We start from the raw sequence: 19,044 nt of genomic DNA, 5'->3' as shown, positions 1-19,044 counted from the left end.
TCAGGATCCTCCTAGGTGTGAGCCAGATTTCATCTACGGGGTTTTTACCCTCTTTGACATACTTTTCCAAGTATTTCGACTATCTGTTTCAACTACCATATCGGAGTCCTACAACCCCAACAAGCAAGCTTGTTGGTTTGGGCTTTTCCCGTTTCGCTCGCCGCTACTCAGGGAATCGAATTTTCTTTCTCTTCCTGCAGGTACTTAGATGTTTCAGTTCTCTGCGTCTACCTCACAGCTGCTATGTATTCACAACTGTGTAACATCCTATAAAAGATGCTGGGTTCCCCCATTCGGAAATCTCTGGATCATAGCTTACTTACAGCTCCCCAAAGCATATCGGTGTTAGTCCCGTCCTTCATCGGCTCCTAGTGCCAAGGCATCCACCGTGCGCCCTTATTCACTTAACCTTTGACCTTACGGTCGGTGAGTACTTCTTCTAGCGATAGAAGGTTGCTCAAGAAAATAAGCGTTGAACTTATTAAAAAACTCTTTAACTTGTCAACTCGGTGTGTGTTACTTGTTTTGATTTTCTTCGATATCCAGTTTTCAATGAACAAACTATTTTGAGAGTAAACCTCTCAAAACTGAACAAAGGCAAACGATGTGTAGTCTTCCGTACTATTCCTTAGAAAGGAGGTGATCCAGCCGCACCTTCCGATACGGCTACCTTGTTACGACTTCACCCCAATCATCTATCCCACCTTAGGCGGCTGGCTCCAAAAAGGTTACCTCACCGACTTCGGGTGTTACAAACTCTCGTGGTGTGACGGGCGGTGTGTACAAGGCCCGGGAACGTATTCACCGCGGCGTGCTGATCCGCGATTACTAGCGATTCCGGCTTCATGTAGGCGAGTTGCAGCCTACAATCCGAACTGAGAGAAGCTTTAAGAGATTAGCTTAGCCTCGCGACTTCGCAACTCGTTGTACTTCCCATTGTAGCACGTGTGTAGCCCAGGTCATAAGGGGCATGATGATTTGACGTCATCCCCACCTTCCTCCGGTTTGTCACCGGCAGTCTCGCTAGAGTGCCCAACTAAATGATGGCAACTAACAATAAGGGTTGCGCTCGTTGCGGGACTTAACCCAACATCTCACGACACGAGCTGACGACAACCATGCACCACCTGTCACTTTGCCCCCGAAGGGGAAGCTCTATCTCTAGAGTGGTCAAAGGATGTCAAGACCTGGTAAGGTTCTTCGCGTTGCTTCGAATTAAACCACATGCTCCACCGCTTGTGCGGGCCCCCGTCAATTCCTTTGAGTTTCAACCTTGCGGTCGTACTCCCCAGGCGGAGTGCTTAATGCGTTTGCTGCAGCACTGAAGGGCGGAAACCCTCCAACACTTAGCACTCATCGTTTACGGCGTGGACTACCAGGGTATCTAATCCTGTTCGCTCCCCACGCTTTCGAGCCTCAGCGTCAGTTACAGACCAGAGAGCCGCCTTCGCCACTGGTGTTCCTCCATATATCTACGCATTTCACCGCTACACATGGAATTCCACTCTCCTCTTCTGCACTCAAGTCTCCCAGTTTCCAATGACCCTCCCCGGTTGAGCCGGGGGCTTTCACATCAGACTTAAGAAACCGCCTGCGCTCGCTTTACGCCCAATAAATCCGGACAACGCTTGCCACCTACGTATTACCGCGGCTGCTGGCACGTAGTTAGCCGTGGCTTTCTGGTTAGATACCGTCAAGGGATGAACGTTCTACTCTCATCCTTGTTCTTCTCTAACAACAGAGTTTTACGATCCGAAAACCTTCTTCACTCACGCGGCGTTGCTCGGTCAGACTTTCGTCCATTGCCGAAGATTCCCTACTGCTGCCTCCCGTAGGAGTCTGGGCCGTGTCTCAGTCCCAGTGTGGCCGATCACCCTCTCAGGTCGGCTATGCATCGTGGCCTTGGTGAGCCGTTACCTCACCAACTAGCTAATGCACCGCGGGTCCATCCATCAGTGACGCAAAAGCGCCTTTTAACTTTCTCCCATGCGGAAAATAGTGTTATACGGTATTAGCACCTGTTTCCAAGTGTTATCCCCTTCTGATGGGCAGGTTACCCACGTGTTACTCACCCGTTCGCCACTCTTTTTCTTTCGGTGGAGCAAGCTCCGGTGAAAGAAAAAGCGTTCGACTTGCATGTATTAGGCACGCCGCCAGCGTTCGTCCTGAGCCAGGATCAAACTCTCATAATGATTTGTTTGAACGATCCATAGGATCGTTAAGCTCAAATAAAATTAACTTTGCTAGCTATTGCTTGCATGTATTTTGCTTCATATAATGAAGCGCCCTACACATTGGTTCGTTTGCTTGCTTTGTTCAGTTTTCAAAGGTCTACTGCGCTGCGTTAGCAACTTTTAAATCATATCAGATCAACAAGTGAATGTCAACTCTTTTTTTAAAAGTTTTTTTCGAAAGTGTTTATTCAACAACTTCCTGTGCGTCATCAGCGACTCCATTAGAATAACAAATGAATTGTTATTTGTCAACAACTTTTTTCAATCTTTTTTGTTGCTGCATCAGCATCAAATCGATTTCTTGAATTTGCGACTTCGTTATAATATCATCTGTTTCTGTTTTGGTCAAGCCCTTTTTTCAAAAAGTTTTTTTGAAAGGTTTTGACTGTCGGCGTGTTTTGCCAACGTTCACTACTTTATCATTAAGCGTATGAAAGAGCAAGTGTTTTTCTGAAATACTTTCAATTATTTTTGAAAAAGAAAAACTGCCTAAAATAGGCAGTTTAATCAATGTCCCGAGTCCGAAAACGAATCTGATCGTTTTCATCACGTCTCAAGACTGTTTCTTCTTTCAAATAACTAAAGGATCTCTCCTTGAGCTCAGGATTTTCCAACATTTCTTCATATCCTGTGAATATGTCTTGGATATACTTTTTATAGGCTTTTTTCTTTTTGATACGTTTTTTCATTCGGCACCGTCCTTTACGTGCTCTATCTTAGCAATTGTGGCAGAAGTTGACAACCGAATTTTTACGATTCGCTAGAGTTTTTGGTCGAAATTTTATTTTGGGGCAATATAACTGACACTTTGCGAATAAGCAAGCTCATTGGGAATGATTCGATAAGAAATCGTTTTGCCATCAATAACGTTGCCCTCTGATATTAAAATGCCATCTTTGCCAACCGCTTCCACAAAGGCGACATGTCCATATTGTGTGCTAGAGCCAGCAGTGCCTGGGCTAAAACTGATCAGATAGCCTGCTTTTGGAGTAGCCGCCGTTTTATAGCCTAAACGTTTTGCGGTTGCTCCCCATTCTCCACCATTCCCCATGTATTCATCCACACTGCCGCCCAATTGCTTGACCCGATTGTAAGCATACCAAGTACATTGTCCGACTGGATAAGAACCTGAGGTATTATAATTTACACCGTTATAATCAGGAAACACCAACAGCTGCCGATACTCTTTGGGAATCGCTTCTTTTGATTGCAGGACAACGCCGCTGCCAGCTTTGGCTTCATCATATTTCGTTAATTCATAGACTGCAATCAATGAATTCAGTTTATTGTTGTAGCTCGTATCCGTTGCATAACGCCCCGTTAAATATTCAGTCGCTTGCAGGTAGTTTTTTGCTTCAGAACGCCAAACCTTTTTGTAAAAATCAGCATTCCCACTAATTCCTGTCCGCAGTAAATGAACGTAATCCTTTAACGACTCCTTGTATCCTGTATAGGCACGAAAAGCAGCTTGGATCGTATAAAATTCTCCGGTCCCATTATCCTCAGCTGTCATCATAGAAACGGAACGACTACCGGAAGTTCCTTTGATTCCAAACAAATTATAATACGGGGGAGAAGCAAGGCCACTCTGACCAGATCCGCTTTCCAAAATTGCCTGTGCAATCATAACCGACGCATACACACCATAAGTTAAGCCTAGTTCCCGAGCATCTTCTGCAATTGCCGCAACAAATGCTTCTGTTTGCGGATTCTTGCGAAAATCATAGCTAGCCGCATACTTAGCGATTAGTGATTGTCCATGAGGTGTTACTTTTTGCGAGTCAGAAAAATGAACTACTACATCTGGTTTGTTTACCTGATCTTCTTGGATCAATTGTTTTGTTTCCGCAGTACTATTCTGTTTATCAGTAATAGTATAAATGCGTACGCCATTGTTTTCTGTCGCCGCTTTTTCTTCCTTGACTATTTGTTCTGCTTGGGGTTGATCTGCCATGATCAGTTTATCCTGTCCAAGGTAAATTGCTGCTTTGACTAATTGCTGACCGTCTTTCCAAAACAAAAGATCTCCAGGTACGGCTTTTTCAAGTGATGTTTGCTTCCCTACCCGGCTGAGCTGATCATAAGTTTCGATCCCTTTTATATCAAAAACGCCACGATAAACAGCAATAGGCAACGAAAGATTATTAAATCCAGTACCCTGCGCATCTTTTTCATATGGTTTGCCTAGTTGATTCAGCGCTTCTGAAATCAGCGCTGCGGATCGTTCATTTGCTAACTGATTCAACAACGGCAAGATATAGCCATTCAAATTAGAATCAGTTGGGGTGGTAACCAATTTATCTGATAAATCAACTGTCTGGGAAGAATCTGCTATAGGCTGATTGGATGGCGGCAATTGGCTGACTGAAGAACCTGTGTCGAATGTCTTTGGTTCCGAAGAACTTTGGGTGGAATTTGCTGTCGTATCATTTGGCTTTGATGAATGACTGGTTCCTGATGGCCTTTCGGTAGTAGAAGACATACTAGGCGTTGTAGAATCCTTAGTTGAATCCGTTGTCGACGCACTGCTACTTGAGGAAGATGTCTCACTTTCAGACGTACTTGTACTTTCACTTGTTTCCTCAGTCGTTTCACTAGAAGACGATGGTTCAGTAGAATGACTTTCATCAATGGATTCTTCTGTTTCCATACTTTGACTGCTTGATGCCGTTTCGAAAGAATCGGCTGTTCGGTCTTCAGATGGTTCTGAGGATTCATTTGATTCGGCTGAGATTGATGAGCCTGAATCGACTATTGCTGATTCTGCGTTATTCTCTAAGACAGTCAATGCTTCAACCGCAGGCACCCCTTGTCCAAGGGTGATCAATAGAGCCGCTAGCATTGCCAACGCCTTACGCATACTTTTTCTTTTTTTCATTGGATTCTCCTCCATTGTTTACTCAAATCAACTTTACCATATGCACAATATTAAAATAAAGTGATAACTCTCTATTTTTATACATTTAATTAATTTCGTCTATTCGGAATAAAAATAAACAAAAAGATAGCAAGCCCTGCATAATAAAGCTACGCAAAACTTGCTATCTTTCTTTCCGTCATGATCAATCTTTCAAAAAACATCTTATTTATGAGCTAAACACGCTGCCCAAATTCGACCTGAACCCGCTAAGGGAATTAAGGAATTAGTATGGCTCAGCCATTCCGCTTATGGTCTGGCAATTACAGCAGATATTACTATATTCACCCAATCAATTAGATTAATTTCTGATAGGCCAGTCGTTCACCGTGTGGAATAGGGAAAACAACTTGCCCACGATATTGATAACCACAGGTTTCGATCACTTTCTGCATTCCAATATTTGCTTGATAGGTATCAATCCGTAAATCATGGATCCCTTTTGCTACCGCTTCTTCCTCTAGCGCTTTTAGTAAATGTGCACTCAATTGTTTGCCTCTAAAATGGTCACTGACTACGACACGATGGATTGATGCATAAGGCCCATCCCCTGACCAACTACCTTCGATTATCGCAGTATAAACGGGATCGACCCCTTTGACTAAAGCGGCAGAAGCAGCAATTTGATCGTCATATAACAAGAGATAACTTTCTTGTTTATTGATATCTTCTTTGATTTTTTCACGAGTGGGACCATAGCCATTTTGCCATTGAGGTGAGCCTTGTTTTTTTAAGGATTGTATGCCTATCTCAAAGAGAGCCATCATTTCCGGCAAATCAGAGAGCGTCGCTTTTCTAAACTGGATCATGCCATTCCTCCTTCAGCAGCAATTTGCTAATCGGCTACAATGAGCGAAGTTTACCGCGGAATTCATCGATCGATGTGTAGCCTTTGGCAGTCATAATTTCTGTCAATTCTTTTTTCAGACGGGCAAAAATCGCTGGTCCCTCTTTTTGTAATTCCGTTCCGATTTGTAACATCGTCGCTCCGCATAACAAATGCTCAAATGCATCTTGTCCAGAACGAATGCCGCCAGTTCCGATTACATTGATTTCTGGTTTTAGTCGGGTCGCGAAAGCCCGAACATTGGCGAGTGCTGTTGGTTTGACATACTCGCCACCGATACCGCCAAAGCCTTCTTTAGGCTTGATCACTACTGCTTCTGTTTCTGGGTCTATATATAGACCATTACCAATACTATTGATAGAATTGATGTATGTTAAAGGGAATTTATTCAAAATTTCAGCCATTTGATCAAAGTGCGCCAGGTCAAAATAAGGCGGTAATTTCACGCCTAAAGGCTTCGTGAAGAAACTAAAAACTTGCTCTAAAATTTGTTCTGTCAATGGAAAATCATAAGCAACTTGTGGCTTTCCTGGGACATTCGGGCAAGAAAGATTCAACTCTGTGATACCACGAAAGTTGCTAGCTTCAATCTTTCTTAGAAGTTCAATATTTTCTTTAACACTCATGCCTGCAACAGAAAAGAAGAAAGGTGCTTCAGGAACGATTGCTTCTTGTTTCTCTAAAGCAAAATTCAAATAATAGTCTAAGCCTTTATTTGGTAATCCCATTGAATTGATACTTCCTAAAGCGAGATCCACATATCTCGGTTCGGGATTTCCTTCTCGCGGTGCTAAAGTGGCACTTTTTGTAACAAAAGAACCGGCTTCTGATGCTGCAAGTTCCTCCAAATCCGTAGTGGTCATACAGTGAACGCCGGAAGCATTCATAAAGGGATTGTCGTAGGTGAATTCACCAAATTTAGTCGTTAACATTGTTCGTCTCCTTTCTTCATTGAAAATAGTTTACCTTTCTAGTTTGCAAAATGCAATTGCCGTTTTAGGTTTCGTCATTATTTTTAGCAATTCTCTATTCGCTGAGATCCTTGAAAAAAAGACAATCAGTCTTCATCAAATTACCGCTCGAAATTCTTTTACAATTTAGGTACGTACCCTCTTTTAGAGCCGCTCGATCAATTCTCTTTGCATTTTTCCTAGTGTGACTATTTTCTTTAGTATGCGAAAACGCCATTTTTTATTTTGGACTGTAAAACGCCAAACAACGTCTAACCCATTGAACCCTTGACTTAATTGCTCATTGACTAGATCTTTTCTGGCGTAAGCCATGTGATCAATGACTTTTGTTTGAAAAAAGTTCAAAAATAAAATGATTACTTGGCGATCATTCACAAGTAAAATCGTTTTGCTGCTTATACTTTCTATACTTTGTGATTCGGCAAAACCAATACTCATATCTCCTTCATTATAGGGAGCCGCTAGGCGAGAGAGTTTTTTCTTTGTTAATAGCATAGGCCGGATTCCTTTTCTTTAGTTATCGATCATTATTTTATCATTTTTTACAAAAATGGTCTCTGAAACGACAAGCAGTCGTCGCACGAAAATCGTTCATTTCGCTAAATTCAGTCTCTCTTTTCTTTTACTATAAAGCTTCCTGTTTAACAGGGGTATGGGGTCGCGTTTCCTTATTGAAAATGCAACAGATACTAATAAAAAATTGTTTAACTAAAAAACTCCTTTACTAACTTATCTTAAAAGTTAATAAAAGAGTTCCAAAATTTCTACGGATTATTTAGAGAATGAAATGTACTTATACATCCATACTATTTCAAACGACTTACGAAACTAACAGCCGCTGCATTGGAATCAGCAAATCCCCTAGCGAATCCCCAACGCGATCCGTGCATAACGGCTCATTTTATCGGTCGTCCAAGCGGGATACCAGACTAATTTTACTTCTGGATTTTTGACTTCTGGAATGTCGCTTAATGCTTCATGAATTTGTTCGGTCAAAACGTCGGCTAATGGGCAACCCATAGTGGTCAATGTCATTTTAATAACTGTATCGCCTGTTTCCCCGTCAAATTCGATTTCATATATTAAACCAAGATTGACAATGTCAATCCCTAATTCTGGGTCAATAACTGTTTCTAACGCTGCTAAGACACGTTCTTTGATTGCTTCGCTTTCTGCTTCAGTATAAGGCATAGTCGAAACCTCCTTTGATGATCTGTTCAAATCATAACTTGTTTTAATCCCTTTGTAAATGACACTTTCGCTTTCGTTTTCCTTAGGGACGATTCTTTTTGTTAACTTTCAATTCTGGAAAGACTCCGGTTGTTTTGAATGTACGCTGTTCATCGTCTGTTGCAAAACGTCCTGTGATCGATTGAGTCGGAACAAAGTTGATAAATGCATTCTCATCCGCTTCTAAAACAGCTTGTTCCAAATCATAGATTTCATAACGAGTAACTACCATCATAATCATATTTCCAGGAACACCAGAATACCCTCCTACAGATGGCAACAATGTCATACCGCGAAACACATGTTTTGAAATATTCTTGCCGACAGATTCCGCTTTGGTGGTGATGATCAATGCCGTAACTTTTTGATGGCTTGTATGAAGCATATCCACCACATAACTCATAGCAAAAATGGAAATGATCGTGTACAAGGCGCTCTCCCATGAGAAAATAAACCCTGACAGCATAACAATGATGCCATTAAGCATAAACATATATTTGCCGACAGTCTTACCTGTCGTTTTTGATAAGATCAATGAGAGGATGTCCATTCCTCCCGTTGTGAAACCCATTTTTAACGAATAAGCGACTCCAACACCAAGTAATACGCCGCCAATCAACGAATTCACGAGGATATTGTTTGTGATTTCTCCTTGAGGCAAAATCATCGTTATTAAAGAGACCACTACAACGTTAATAAAACTCATCCAAGTGGAAGCTTTACCTAGTTTGATAAAGCCTAAAATAAAGATTGGCACATTCAAAAGCAAAATAAAGAGACCGGTACTAAGATGCAAGCCGAATTGTTCCCACCCGACTGCTACGATCAACTGGGCAACACCATTCATCCCTGCAGAAAGTACTTTTGCAGGAATCAAAAAGAAATTCAACGCGATCGCTGCGGTCAATCCTGACAACAAAATAACCCCGATTTTTTTCAGTCTTTCCGACTGCTGATGTTTCGTCCATAATTTACTCACAATGCCATTTCTCCTTCACAAAAAATCTCCTTCCAAAGAATAGCAGTTTGTGTCTAAAATTGAAACTATTATTTGCAAAAATTTAGTTTCTCTCCCCTCTTTTTTCTGACTCATGGTAAAATCAAAGAAAAATAGAAAGGATGATCTTTGTGGCAAAAGAAGCAAGTTTCGATGTTGTATCTGAAATCAATACAGAAGAAGTAAAAAATGCCATCCAACTAGCAGAAAAAGAATTAAAAAATCGATTTGACTTTAAAGGTTCGACAGTTGAAATTAAAATGGATGGCAATAAATTAACAATCGTGGGAGACGATGAATTCAAACTTGAACAAATCAAAGATGTGTTAAGCAGCAAACTCATCAAACGAAGTGTTCCGACAAAAAATATCCAATTCTCACAGACTGAACATGCACTTGGCGCCAAAGCCCGTCAGACTGCAGAATTGATCAACGGCATTGATAAAGAACAGGCGAAAAAAATTACGACCGCCATCAAAAATGCAAAATTGAAAGTTAAAACGCAGATTCAAGACAATCAGATTCGTGTCACTGGTAAAAGCCGTGACGATTTACAAGAAGTTATCCAGCTGCTGCGCAAGCTTGAATTACCGATCGATTTACAATTCACAAATTATCGTTGACTTCTCTCTGTACCGATCGCAAACCGCATGTACGGTCTACGATCGGTGCTGAGAGTCTTTTTGTTTTTGCCAGAAATGGTCCATTGCTTTGCTAAGCTGCTCTGGTCGAAAGCAGGTTTGGGCGTGTTGCCAATGCAATGGAAACAGTTGCTGGTAAGCCGTTGTATGAAAACGCTGATCCAGCAACAGGATCACGCCTTGATCCGTAGAATCACGAATGACACGTCCCGCTGCTTGCAGAACTTTGTTCATTCCAGGCAGCCGATAGGCATAGGCAAAACCAGCATGTTTTTTTTCTTCATAATAGTCCCGAATCAGTTCTTGTTCGTGATTGATTTGCGGCAATCCGACACCAACAATCGCCGTTCCGATCAGACGAGTTCCCTTCAAGTCGATGCCTTCCGAAAAAATTCCGCCCAATACGCAAAATCCTATCAACGAAGTTTTTTCTTCAGCGTCCGCCGTGTCGTATTTGAATTCCGCTAAAAAATTTTCTCGTTCCGTTTCATTCATAGCTGTATCCTGTACGAGCATCTTAATAGTCGGATACGCGTGATGAAATGCTTCTGCTACTTCGTCCAAATACTGGTAAGAAGGAAAGAAAACCATATAATTGCCTGACTTTGCGTGAACCATTCGATAAAGGGCATCTACGATCGTTGGCAGACTGGCTGTCCGTTGCCGGTAAGTCGTCTGGATGTAATTTGCGATCAGGATTTTTTGATTTGCAGGATCAAATGGACTTGGCAGTCGATAGCGTAATGCTTTTTCTCCGCCTCCCAGCACTTCCTGGTAATAATCAAGAGGCGTGAAACTGGCTGAAAACAACAAGCTGGCTTTTCCTTTGTCTAACACTTGCTGTAGAAAAGGAGCCGGTTCAATGCAAAATTGACGAAGAGTCAGCTCATATCGAGTGACCTCTACTGTTGTTTCATAATGATCGTCATAGAATTCAGCAATTTTCAAAAAGTGATTCACTTCAAAATAACTTTGCAGCACCGCTTCCTGAGCCGTATGTTCAGGGTTAGCTGGCAGCCATTCTTTCATAAGCTCAGCTAGCTTTGCTAATTGCTTGTTCATCGTTTCATGGGGTTCTTTTTGATGATGGTACTCCCAATGATCCGTCTCAGCGATTTTTTCAATCGCAGAGAATTCTTTCTCCACTTTATTCAATGCTCGACGAAGTTTTTGTTGATCCATTGGCAGTTGTTTTCTAAGATCTTTAAACGTGCTGCGACGAATCTCTGCTGAATACATCTCTTTTGAACGATTGACGAGATTATGGGCTTCATCGATCAAGAAAAAGTAATCTTCTTCTGGTTCCTCAAAAAAGCGTCGGAGATAAACAGTCGGGTCAAACAGATAGTTATAATCACCAATAATGACATCACAAAACACACTGACATCCAGCGAAAGTTCGAAGGGACAGACGGTATGCTTTTTTCCATACGTTTCAATCACTTCTCGTGTGATTTGATTTTCATGATGAAGCAGATCCCATAGCGCTTCATTGATTCGGTTATAATAGCCATTCGCATATGGGCAATGTTCCGGCGTACAATTCCGTTCATCTAAAAAGCAAATCTTATCCTTGGCAGTGAGGGTCACACTTTTTGTTTCACTGCCGTTATCCGCCAACTTGCTTAAAGCATCTTCAGCTACTTGGCGAGTGATCGTTTTTGCCGTCAAATAAAACAAACGATCGCCATCCCCTTCTCCTAATACTTTTAGTGCAGGAAAAAGAGTCGATATGGTTTTTCCAGTACCTGTTGGCGCTTCAGCAAACAATCGCTTGCCGTTTTTTAACGTCTTATAAGCGGCAGCAGCCAATTCCCGTTGCCCTTTTCGATACGTTTCGAAAGGAAATTTTAACAGTTGTAGTGAAGTATTTCTAACACGGCGCCAATTTTCCTGAAAAACCAGCCATTTATGATATTCATTGATCAAGTGGGTATAAAATTCAGTAAGTTCTCCCACTGTAAAATGGCGACGGACGCGGGTGATCAGCTGCTCCGTCGTCTGGTAATAGGTTAGTTGGACTTCAATTTCCGTCAACTTTTCTTCTTGAAGGTAAATATAAGCATAAACCATCCCTTGAGCAAAAAATAAATCGATTTGATCCTCAGGAAGATCTTCAAAGTAGGGTTCTGACGTCTTGATCTCATCGATTACCCAACATTGTTTCTCTTCGTCATAGAATAAGCCGTCTGCACGTCCTTCGATAGTCAACTTATCCTTTTCGATCTCGCTTTCTATTTTGAAGAAGACTTCCTTTTGATAAGCATCGCCGGCTTCTTTTTGCAATCGTCGATGGATACGAGCGCCTTCTTGAGCAGTATGGTTACTGACTTTGCGACTATCGATATCGCCACGGCGCAAAATAAATTCAACGATTTTTCGGACAGCAATTTTTCCTTTATACACGTGATCACCTTCTCGGAGCTATTATATCGGAAGCTTCACTGATTTTAAAGCGAACAAAAAAAGCCTGCAGGATTTGCAGTCTTTTTCACATTTTCTTAAAAAATGCCTACAATGGTTACAGCATATCAAAAACAACCTCTCTTCTTGCCTAATGATGTGTTTTAATTCTTGGCATCATCGCAATCGAAAGTTGTCTCAATCGACTTGTCACTTTCTTGTGGCATCTATTTCTCTTAAACTTCTTATACTGTTCTGATTTTCAGGCATTTCTCATTAGTATCCGTCACTGATCCACTTGAACTTCATAGCGCACATTGTTCTCATCGTAGGCACGATTGGTTGCTTCATCATACTGAAATTTTAATTCCAACCCATGGGCTCGTAAAAATAAATATTTTCCATCGATGGAAAACGAAGCCCCATGTAAGGTCGTCTCGTAGATTTCAAAAGGATCATCTTTTAAGCGAAGATTCGCGGAAGCAAAATTTTTTTCAAAGTCTGCTTGGATCGTTTCATTTCTTTTTTTGAGTGCCGAACCACTCAACGTTTCATCACTGCTACTTTCTGTCATAGGCATGTATTGTTTGACGATGGTCAATTCTTCTCCTTGCAGATCATAGACACCTTGGCTTTGCGGAAATTGACTGCTTTCTTCTTGAATCAGCATCAAGTCGACATTCTCGGCATTTGTGGAGCTGAGCTTGGTCGCAGTAGCTGTCGTAGGTTCGCTCGTTTTGATTGCTTGATTTTCTTGCCCACAGCTTGCGAGTAACAAGCTGCAAAAGAATGAGCATAAAACTAGACATACTTTCTTATTCATGTTACCGCCTCCACTATTTCCATAATTAAGGTTTTTTAAATTAATTACAGTATAACAGTGTATTTTTTTTACGGAGGTTTCTTAGAAAATTTTTCGGGATAGTTTTTTAAAAACGACCCTATTTTTAATCAAACTGCCGTTTTTTGCAGATTTTTTTAATCTCATTTTCTCTTTGGTTTCTTCCACCAGCGCAAGAAGAGCCATTTTACGCTCTCTTGCTTTTTCCTAAATAAAGAGCAAAACTGTGAATCTTTAAAAAGCTTTTTTTGTTTCCTTGAATACTTTAGGCTATACTAAAAGAAGAAACAGAGGAGGTTAAAATATGAAAATCATTGGCTTAGTCACCGGCCCTGTTCAAGAGAATTGTTACTTGGTTTGGCAAGATGGGCATTTATTAATCATTGATCCGGGAGCAGAGGCTGAACGAATCATTGCTGAAATCGAAAAAACAGAAGCAAAGCCTAGTGCAATCTTATTGACCCATACTCATTATGACCATATCGGTGCAGTGGATCACTTAAGAGACTATTACAGTATCCCAGTTTATGTCAGTCCATTAGAACAAGATTGGTTAGGAGATCCTCTAAAAAATCTTTCTGGTCGCCATCCTGACTTAGGCGGTATTACTGCACGTCCTGCAGAGCATGAATTGGCGTTAAAAGATTATCAAATTGACGGCATCTCTTTTCGCGTTGTGGCAACTCCGGGACATTCCATTGGGAGTGTCAGCTTTATTTTTGATGATTTTGTCGTTTCAGGAGATGCCCTTTTTAAAGGCAGTATTGGACGTACGGATCTACCAACTGGTAATTTGGAACAATTATTAACGAGTATCCAATCTGAGTTGTTTATTCTGCCCAACCAATTAACTGTTTATCCAGGGCATGGTGAGCCAACGACGATTGAAAACGAAAAACGGACAAATCCATTTTTTAGATAAATGTAAAAGGAGGAAACGATATGGCAAGAACAGAATTATATGTCGTGCGACACGGTAAGACAATGTTCAATACATTACAGCGCGTTCAGGGATGGTGTGATACTCCATTGACCCGCACAGGTGAACAAGGAATCCATTATCTTGGGCTTGGTCTCCGGGAGATCGATTTTGTGGAAGCAGTATCCAGTGATAGTGGTCGTGCTATCGAAACCATGCGCTTGATCTTGGGCGAGCATTTACGTGGGCCTCAGATTCCTTATCATATTGATAAACGAATCAGAGAATGGTGTTTTGGGTCTTTAGAAGGGGCTTATGATGCAGAAATGTGGGGCGTCATTCCTCGTGTGTTGGATTTCCCTGATTATGATAATATGATTGCTAGCCATGTCAGCTTTGAGGCTGTTGCCAATGCGATTCATCGTGCGGACACAGCGAATTGGGCCGAATCCTTTGATGAATTGACTGAACGGGTCAAAACCGGCTTTGAAGACATCGCGTATCGGGTTGAGAAAAAAGGCGGCGGCAATGCGTTAGTTGTGTCCCATGGTCTAACGATCGCCTTCTTGCTGCATTTGATCAATAACGAAAACAACGTGCGTATGGACATCGATAATGGTTCGGTTACCCGACTGATTTATGAAAATGGTGAATTCACAATTGCGGAAGTGGGCAACACTGAATATATCAAGAAAGGACTTGCCCTTTCACAAGATCTCCTCGCTTGATTTTCTTGCAATAATGAATCAACAAAAGTAAGAGTAGTTTTTTGCTGAAAAGATCCTCGGCTTGACGATTTTTTCAGCAAGAAAAACTGCTCTTTTTTAGGAAGTGTTTGGTATTTTTTCCTAGAACAGGTATACTATGTAATGTATTTCACCATACAAGAAAGGACTGAACAAATGTTTTTTGCGAATTTTATTAAAGCCATCCTTTTCGGGATCATTGAAGGCATTACCGAATGGCTTCCCATCAGTAGTACCGGTCACTTGATCCTTGCTGATGAATTTATTGGGTTGAAAGTAAGCCCGGAATTTATGGCGATGTTCAACGTCGTGATCCAGTTAGGAGCGATTCTGGCGGTTGTTTACCTCTATTTCCATAAATTAAACCCATTTTCACCCACCAAAAATGCATTGGAAAAGAGAGACACTTGGACACTCTGGTCGAAAGTGATCATTGCTGTCTTACCATCTGTCATCATTGGTTTGCCACTGGACGATTGGTTAGACGCTCACTTCTATAATTTCCTCTCTGTTTCGATCGTTCTGATCATCTACGGGATCGGCTTCATCGTCGTTGAGAAAAGAAACAAAAACAAAGAACCAAAATGTACCGATTTGAACAAGTTCACTTATAAAGCAGCACTAATTGTCGGGATGTTTCAAGTATTAGCATTGATTCCCGGAACATCACGCTCTGGCGCTACGATTCTTGGAGGAATCATGATTGGTGCCTCCCGCTTTGTCGCAACAGAATTTTCATTCTTCTTAGGTATCCCTACCATGTTCGGTGCAAGTGCCTTAAAAATATTTAAATTTCTGAAAGATGGAAATGCTTTTGACTTGCAAGGAACAGTTATCTTATTAACTGGAACGATCGTTTCCTTTATCGTTTCCGTGTTAGCCATCCGCTTCTTGATGAATTATATCAAACGAAACGATTTCACTTTCTTTGGTTGGTATCGTATCGTACTTGGTGCGGTTTTGATCGTTTATTGGTTAGTATCTTTATAATAAAAACACTGCGATGTCCTTTTGGACATCGCAGTGTTTTTAGCTAAATTAGGTATTTTTGATGACCATGCCGTCAATAATATCGACAGCACCTTCTGTGTCGTTGATGATTGTTTCAAAGCGGTCATAAATGTCTTTCCATTTAATGATTTCTAAGACATCTTTTTCATCAGTGAAAAGGGCCTTTTTCAATTTAGAGTACAAAAGGTCCGCTTCAGACTCGATACGATTGACATCATTGATCATTTGTCGTAGCGTCTTTGAATTTTTGAACTTAGGAAACTCTTTTAATGCCGTCTGCACACCTTGTGTGGCCTGTTCGATCATGACAGCGAAATCAGCTGTTTCCGGACGTAATGACTTGATCACAAGATTTTCAAATAAATAAGTCAATCCCATGATGCCATCTAAAATATCGTCCAAGCGTTCAGAAATGATCAAAATATCTTCTCGATCGATCGGTGTGATAAAAGAATCATATAATTCATTGGTCAATTCTGCGATCACTTGATCGCCTTCTTTTTCTAATGCGTGAATTTCTGCTGCTGCTTCAGTTAACGCTGCTTCTGAATAATCATTTATCAGAACTGAAAAACGTTTTGCCGCTAAATGACCATTGGTTGCCAGCTGCTCCATCGCTGCAAAATAATCAAAACTTTTTTTTCGTGCCATTCTTCTCTCTCCTTACAAAATCACAAGTAATACTTTTACCATTACATAGGCAATCAAGCCACAGCCTGGGAAAGTCAAGATCCAAGCATAAATCATTTCTTTCACGATGCGCCAGTCAACGCTGGAAAAGCGACGTGATGCGCCAACACCCATGATGGCAGTTGTTTTTGTATGTGTCGTCGAAACGGGAATCCCAAACACGGAAGATAAGAACAAGCAGATTGCCGCTGTTAAGTCAGCCGAAAAACCTTGATATTTATCCAGTTTGACCATGTCCATGCCGACAGATTTAATGATTTTCATCCCACCGACAGAGGTTCCGATTCCCATAGTAAGAGAACATAACGCCATTACCCACAAAGGGATCGTAAAGCCGTTGCCGCTTTTTTCTACAAGGTTATTGTAGTAAAGACCTAGCATAAAGACCCCCATAAACTTTTGACCGTCTTGTGCGCCATGCAAAAAAGCGTTTGCTCCAGCTGCGACCGCTTGCCCGATCGTAAAAACTTTATTTGCTTTACGACGAGAAGTTCCCCGGAAGAGCCAAACGATCAATTTGGTGATGATAAACCCACCAATGAACCCCATCAATGTTGAGACCACCAGCCCTATCAGTACTTTGACCCATTCTTGTCCGTTTACTGCATGTAATCCGCCCAGTGCCATTGCTGCTCCTGTAAGTCCAGCAATCAATGCATGGGATTCACTAGTTGGAATACCGAAGTACCAAGCCGCAACCGTCCAGACGACGATTGAAAAAAGTGCAGCAGCTAAAGCGATTTGTGCAACATGAAAGCCGCCAGCAGTATCAAAGCTGACAATGTTACTGATGGTTTCAGCAACTTGCGCATTGAAATACGTCATCACTAAGACCCCAAGGAAATTCATCACTACCGCCATTCCAATAGCGACATTTGGACGTAGGACCCTCGTAGAGACTGCGGTGGCAATTGCATTTGGAGCATCCGTCCACCCATTGACGAAAATAACGCCTAACGAGAGCACGATGGTTATAACTAAAGCCATATTCACATTTATACACCTCATTTAAAAATTCCGAAGTAATCATAGCATAGAAAGTGAACAAAGTGTAAACTTTTTGTAAGTATTCATTAAAAAATATGTAAAGGATTAAAATAATAATATAGAACAAGAAAAAATAGCTGGCAAAAGCACCTTTTTTTGTGTTAAGTAAAATTTCTTTACAACTTTTATTGCAAATGAAACTTGCATTAGGTATAATGACTAGTGTTGATTTATACGTTTCAAACGTATAAGAACTTATTTTTGGAGGTGAAATACATGCCAAACATTGAATCTGCAATCAAACGTGTTCGCACAAGCGAAGCGGCTAATGCTAAGAATTCATCTCAAGTAAGCACAATGCGCACAGCAATCAAAAAATTTGATCTAGCTGTTGAAGCTGGTGCTGATAACGTAGATGCGTTATATAAAGATGCTGTTAAAGCAATCGATATGGCTGAGACTAAAGGATTGATCCACAAGAACAAAGCTAGTCGTGACAAATCTCGTTTAAGTAAAAAAATTGCGAAATAAGCAAATTAAAGCCGAAGCAATCAAATGATTGCTTCGGCTTTCTTTTACCCTTGTCTTTTACCATGCTTTAAAACGAACAATTGAAACAGAAATTCTTTATCGATTTGACCACTTTTCACCAAATAATCATTCTCAATCAATTCATGATAAAGGGCTGCTAATTGCTTTTCATTGAACTTTCTTGCCTGCTGCATCGCTAACTTGACCCGATAGGGATGGATTTTTAGTGTCTCAGCAATATTTGCCTGTTGATAGCCGACCTTCATCAGAATCGACGCTTGTAAAAGCAAGCGTACTTGTCCAATCAAAATTGCATTGATTTTAATGGTCTCTTCCCCTTGTAACAACAAGTCATCATACAACCGCCAGGCATCCGCTACTTTTCCTTGTAACACATCATTAGTCAATTCAAAAACATTGTGTTCTAAGGTTTTAGGAATCAATTGCTGAACGATTTCTTTTGTGATCTTCGCATCTTTTCCTGCATACAAGCGTAATTTTTGCAGCTCCTGCATCGCTTTTGATAAATGGAGATCAGTCAACCGCAGGAACAGTTCAAAAGCTTCTCTAGTCATTTCAATACCATCGTTTGTCAATGTCTGTTGCAAGTACCGACGAACATCCGCTTCTTTCATTGGTGCCACATCGATGATGATCCCTGCTTTTTTCAACTGCTTCGTGATTTTCTTTCGTTCATCCAGCTTATCATATTCGGCAAAAATCACCAAAACAGCCGTGTCCATTGGATTTTTTAAATACAGCAAAAAATCATCAAGGTCATGTTCTGGAACATTGGCTTTTTTTTCTGCTGTTAGAAAAAAAGGCCGCTCCACAAAGATCAATCGCTGATCACCGAAAAACGGCAACGATTGCGCTTCTTGAATCACCAAATCCAAAGGCTCTCTTTCCATATCAAAAGAAGCAAAATTCAAGTCATCTTTTGAAACTTCAAAACGCGTCAAAAATGCTTGACGTACTTGTTCTTGTAAAAATTTTTCTGTGCCTGTCACTAAATAGATAGGTTGCAGAGATTTCGTCCGAATCTCTTGCAACGCTTTTTGCAGTTCCATAGATTCCCC

General features: G+C 41.1%; 17 protein-coding genes and 2 rRNA genes (1 of these 19 only partly in view). 5 read left to right on the top strand and 14 right to left on the bottom strand.

The genetic code is table 11. The features are described 5' to 3' along the window. From IGJ45_RS07745 to IGJ45_RS07705, 9 genes are all read right to left on the bottom strand, one after another. Positions 1-410, bottom strand: a 23S ribosomal RNA gene (locus IGJ45_RS07745); it reaches 2,505 nt to the left of the window's first position. Between the two features lie 222 nt (positions 411-632). Further along, a 16S ribosomal RNA gene (locus IGJ45_RS07740) occupies positions 633-2,192 on the bottom strand. The 16S and 23S rRNA genes sit together here, the layout of an rRNA operon. A gap of 545 nt (positions 2,193-2,737) precedes the next feature. Beyond that, positions 2,738-2,923 carry a hypothetical protein gene (locus IGJ45_RS07735; RefSeq protein ID WP_003127300.1) on the bottom strand — a complete coding sequence of 62 codons (186 nt, stop codon included), beginning with the start codon at positions 2,921-2,923 and terminating at the stop codon, positions 2,738-2,740. 92 nt (positions 2,924-3,015) lie between these two features. After that, complete coding sequence (locus tag IGJ45_RS07730) at positions 3,016-5,112, bottom strand: glucosaminidase domain-containing protein (RefSeq protein WP_279282302.1); 2,097 nt, start codon at positions 5,110-5,112, stop codon at positions 3,016-3,018. 335 nt (positions 5,113-5,447) lie between these two features. Next, entirely contained in the window at positions 5,448-5,960 is a 513-nt protein-coding gene (locus tag IGJ45_RS07725) for a GNAT family N-acetyltransferase (RefSeq protein WP_409531309.1), read from the bottom strand. Positions 5,961-5,994: 34 nt separating this feature from the next. Beyond that, positions 5,995-6,930, bottom strand: coding sequence for a dihydroorotate oxidase (locus tag IGJ45_RS07720; RefSeq protein WP_409531308.1), 936 nt, complete (start codon positions 6,928-6,930; stop codon positions 5,995-5,997). Between the two features lie 183 nt (positions 6,931-7,113). Continuing rightward, complete coding sequence (locus IGJ45_RS07715) at positions 7,114-7,464, bottom strand: hypothetical protein (protein ID WP_060815115.1); 351 nt, start codon at positions 7,462-7,464, stop codon at positions 7,114-7,116. 366 nt (positions 7,465-7,830) lie between these two features. Further along, entirely contained in the window at positions 7,831-8,160 is a 330-nt protein-coding gene (locus IGJ45_RS07710) for a metal-sulfur cluster assembly factor (protein ID WP_005472593.1), read from the bottom strand. A gap of 82 nt (positions 8,161-8,242) precedes the next feature. Beyond that, the gene (locus IGJ45_RS07705) at positions 8,243-9,178 is read right to left on the bottom strand and encodes a YitT family protein (RefSeq protein ID WP_003127293.1); all 936 of its coding nucleotides are present in this window, start codon (positions 9,176-9,178) and stop codon (positions 8,243-8,245) included. A 149-nt stretch (positions 9,179-9,327) separates the two neighbouring features. Here IGJ45_RS07705 and IGJ45_RS07700 point away from each other — a divergent pair, with 149 nt between their 5' ends. After that, positions 9,328-9,819: a YajQ family cyclic di-GMP-binding protein gene (locus IGJ45_RS07700; protein ID WP_003127292.1), complete on the top strand. Its 492-nt coding sequence runs from the start codon at positions 9,328-9,330 to the stop codon at positions 9,817-9,819. Between the two features lie 36 nt (positions 9,820-9,855). Here IGJ45_RS07700 and IGJ45_RS07695 read toward each other — a convergent pair whose 3' ends face one another. Together IGJ45_RS07695 and IGJ45_RS07690 are read right to left on the bottom strand one after the other, a co-directional pair. Further along, complete coding sequence (locus IGJ45_RS07695) at positions 9,856-12,243, bottom strand: ATP-dependent DNA helicase (RefSeq protein WP_409531995.1); 2,388 nt, start codon at positions 12,241-12,243, stop codon at positions 9,856-9,858. 283 nt (positions 12,244-12,526) lie between these two features. Continuing rightward, positions 12,527-13,063, bottom strand: coding sequence for a hypothetical protein (locus IGJ45_RS07690; protein ID WP_081132159.1), 537 nt, complete (start codon positions 13,061-13,063; stop codon positions 12,527-12,529). Between the two features lie 322 nt (positions 13,064-13,385). On the opposite strand from IGJ45_RS07690, the gene IGJ45_RS07685 reads away from it, so the two are divergent. The 3 genes from IGJ45_RS07685 (at position 13,386) to IGJ45_RS07675 (ending at position 15,736) form a co-directional block, all read left to right on the top strand. After that, entirely contained in the window at positions 13,386-14,003 is a 618-nt protein-coding gene (locus IGJ45_RS07685; protein ID WP_003127289.1) for an MBL fold metallo-hydrolase, read from the top strand. Positions 14,004-14,023: 20 nt separating this feature from the next. Then, the gene (locus IGJ45_RS07680) at positions 14,024-14,728 is read left to right on the top strand and encodes a histidine phosphatase family protein (protein ID WP_005472589.1); all 705 of its coding nucleotides are present in this window, start codon (positions 14,024-14,026) and stop codon (positions 14,726-14,728) included. A gap of 174 nt (positions 14,729-14,902) precedes the next feature. Beyond that, positions 14,903-15,736, top strand: a complete 834-nt coding sequence (locus IGJ45_RS07675; RefSeq protein ID WP_005472587.1) for an undecaprenyl-diphosphate phosphatase — start codon at positions 14,903-14,905, stop codon at positions 15,734-15,736. Between the two features lie 48 nt (positions 15,737-15,784). On the opposite strand, the gene IGJ45_RS07670 is transcribed toward IGJ45_RS07675, so the two are convergent. Together IGJ45_RS07670 and IGJ45_RS07665 are read right to left on the bottom strand one after the other, a co-directional pair. Further along, complete coding sequence (locus IGJ45_RS07670; protein WP_003127286.1) at positions 15,785-16,408, bottom strand: DUF47 domain-containing protein; 624 nt, start codon at positions 16,406-16,408, stop codon at positions 15,785-15,787. 12 nt (positions 16,409-16,420) lie between these two features. Continuing rightward, positions 16,421-17,455, bottom strand: a complete 1,035-nt coding sequence (locus tag IGJ45_RS07665; RefSeq protein WP_003127284.1) for an inorganic phosphate transporter — start codon at positions 17,453-17,455, stop codon at positions 16,421-16,423. A 255-nt stretch (positions 17,456-17,710) separates the two neighbouring features. On the opposite strand from IGJ45_RS07665, the gene rpsT reads away from it, so the two are divergent. Next, positions 17,711-17,965, top strand: coding sequence for a 30S ribosomal protein S20 (rpsT, locus tag IGJ45_RS07660; protein ID WP_003127283.1), 255 nt, complete (start codon positions 17,711-17,713; stop codon positions 17,963-17,965). A gap of 44 nt (positions 17,966-18,009) precedes the next feature. On the opposite strand, the gene holA is transcribed toward rpsT, so the two are convergent. After that, on the bottom strand, positions 18,010-19,035 hold the full coding sequence (holA, locus tag IGJ45_RS07655) for a DNA polymerase III subunit delta (RefSeq protein ID WP_003127282.1): 1,026 nt from the start codon (positions 19,033-19,035) through the stop codon (positions 18,010-18,012). Positions 19,036-19,044 lie beyond the last annotated feature (9 nt).

The organism is Enterococcus sp. DIV0574, from assembly GCF_051711125.1.
In the GTDB taxonomy this organism is placed as follows: domain Bacteria; phylum Bacillota; class Bacilli; order Lactobacillales; family Enterococcaceae; genus Enterococcus_D; species Enterococcus_D gallinarum.
The sequence above is the reverse complement of the archived record's forward strand: the minus strand, read 5'-3'. Positions and strand labels throughout refer to the sequence as shown.

What these genes read in the sequence shown, in the direction of transcription:
- IGJ45_RS07735 (WP_003127300.1), bottom strand. Translation starts at nt 2,923, where the DNA reads ATGAAAAAACGTATCAAAAAGAAAAAAGCCTATAAAAAGTATATCCAA.
- IGJ45_RS07730 (WP_279282302.1), bottom strand. Translation starts at nt 5,112, where the DNA reads ATGAAAAAAAGAAAAAGTATGCGTAAGGCGTTGGCAATGCTAGCGGCT.
- IGJ45_RS07725 (WP_409531309.1), bottom strand. Translation starts at nt 5,960, where the DNA reads ATGATCCAGTTTAGAAAAGCGACGCTCTCTGATTTGCCGGAAATGATG.
- IGJ45_RS07720 (WP_409531308.1), bottom strand. Translation starts at nt 6,930, where the DNA reads ATGTTAACGACTAAATTTGGTGAATTCACCTACGACAATCCCTTTATG.
- IGJ45_RS07715 (WP_060815115.1), bottom strand. Translation starts at nt 7,464, where the DNA reads ATGCTATTAACAAAGAAAAAACTCTCTCGCCTAGCGGCTCCCTATAAT.
- IGJ45_RS07710 (WP_005472593.1), bottom strand. Translation starts at nt 8,160, where the DNA reads ATGCCTTATACTGAAGCAGAAAGCGAAGCAATCAAAGAACGTGTCTTA.
- IGJ45_RS07690 (WP_081132159.1), bottom strand. Translation starts at nt 13,063, where the DNA reads ATGAATAAGAAAGTATGTCTAGTTTTATGCTCATTCTTTTGCAGCTTG.
- IGJ45_RS07685 (WP_003127289.1), top strand. Translation starts at nt 13,386, where the DNA reads ATGAAAATCATTGGCTTAGTCACCGGCCCTGTTCAAGAGAATTGTTAC.
- IGJ45_RS07680 (WP_005472589.1), top strand. Translation starts at nt 14,024, where the DNA reads ATGGCAAGAACAGAATTATATGTCGTGCGACACGGTAAGACAATGTTC.
- IGJ45_RS07675 (WP_005472587.1), top strand. Translation starts at nt 14,903, where the DNA reads ATGTTTTTTGCGAATTTTATTAAAGCCATCCTTTTCGGGATCATTGAA.
- IGJ45_RS07670 (WP_003127286.1), bottom strand. Translation starts at nt 16,408, where the DNA reads ATGGCACGAAAAAAAAGTTTTGATTATTTTGCAGCGATGGAGCAGCTG.
- IGJ45_RS07665 (WP_003127284.1), bottom strand. Translation starts at nt 17,455, where the DNA reads ATGAGGTGTATAAATGTGAATATGGCTTTAGTTATAACCATCGTGCTC.
- rpsT (WP_003127283.1), top strand. Translation starts at nt 17,711, where the DNA reads ATGCCAAACATTGAATCTGCAATCAAACGTGTTCGCACAAGCGAAGCG.
- holA (WP_003127282.1), bottom strand. Translation starts at nt 19,035, where the DNA reads ATGGAACTGCAAAAAGCGTTGCAAGAGATTCGGACGAAATCTCTGCAA.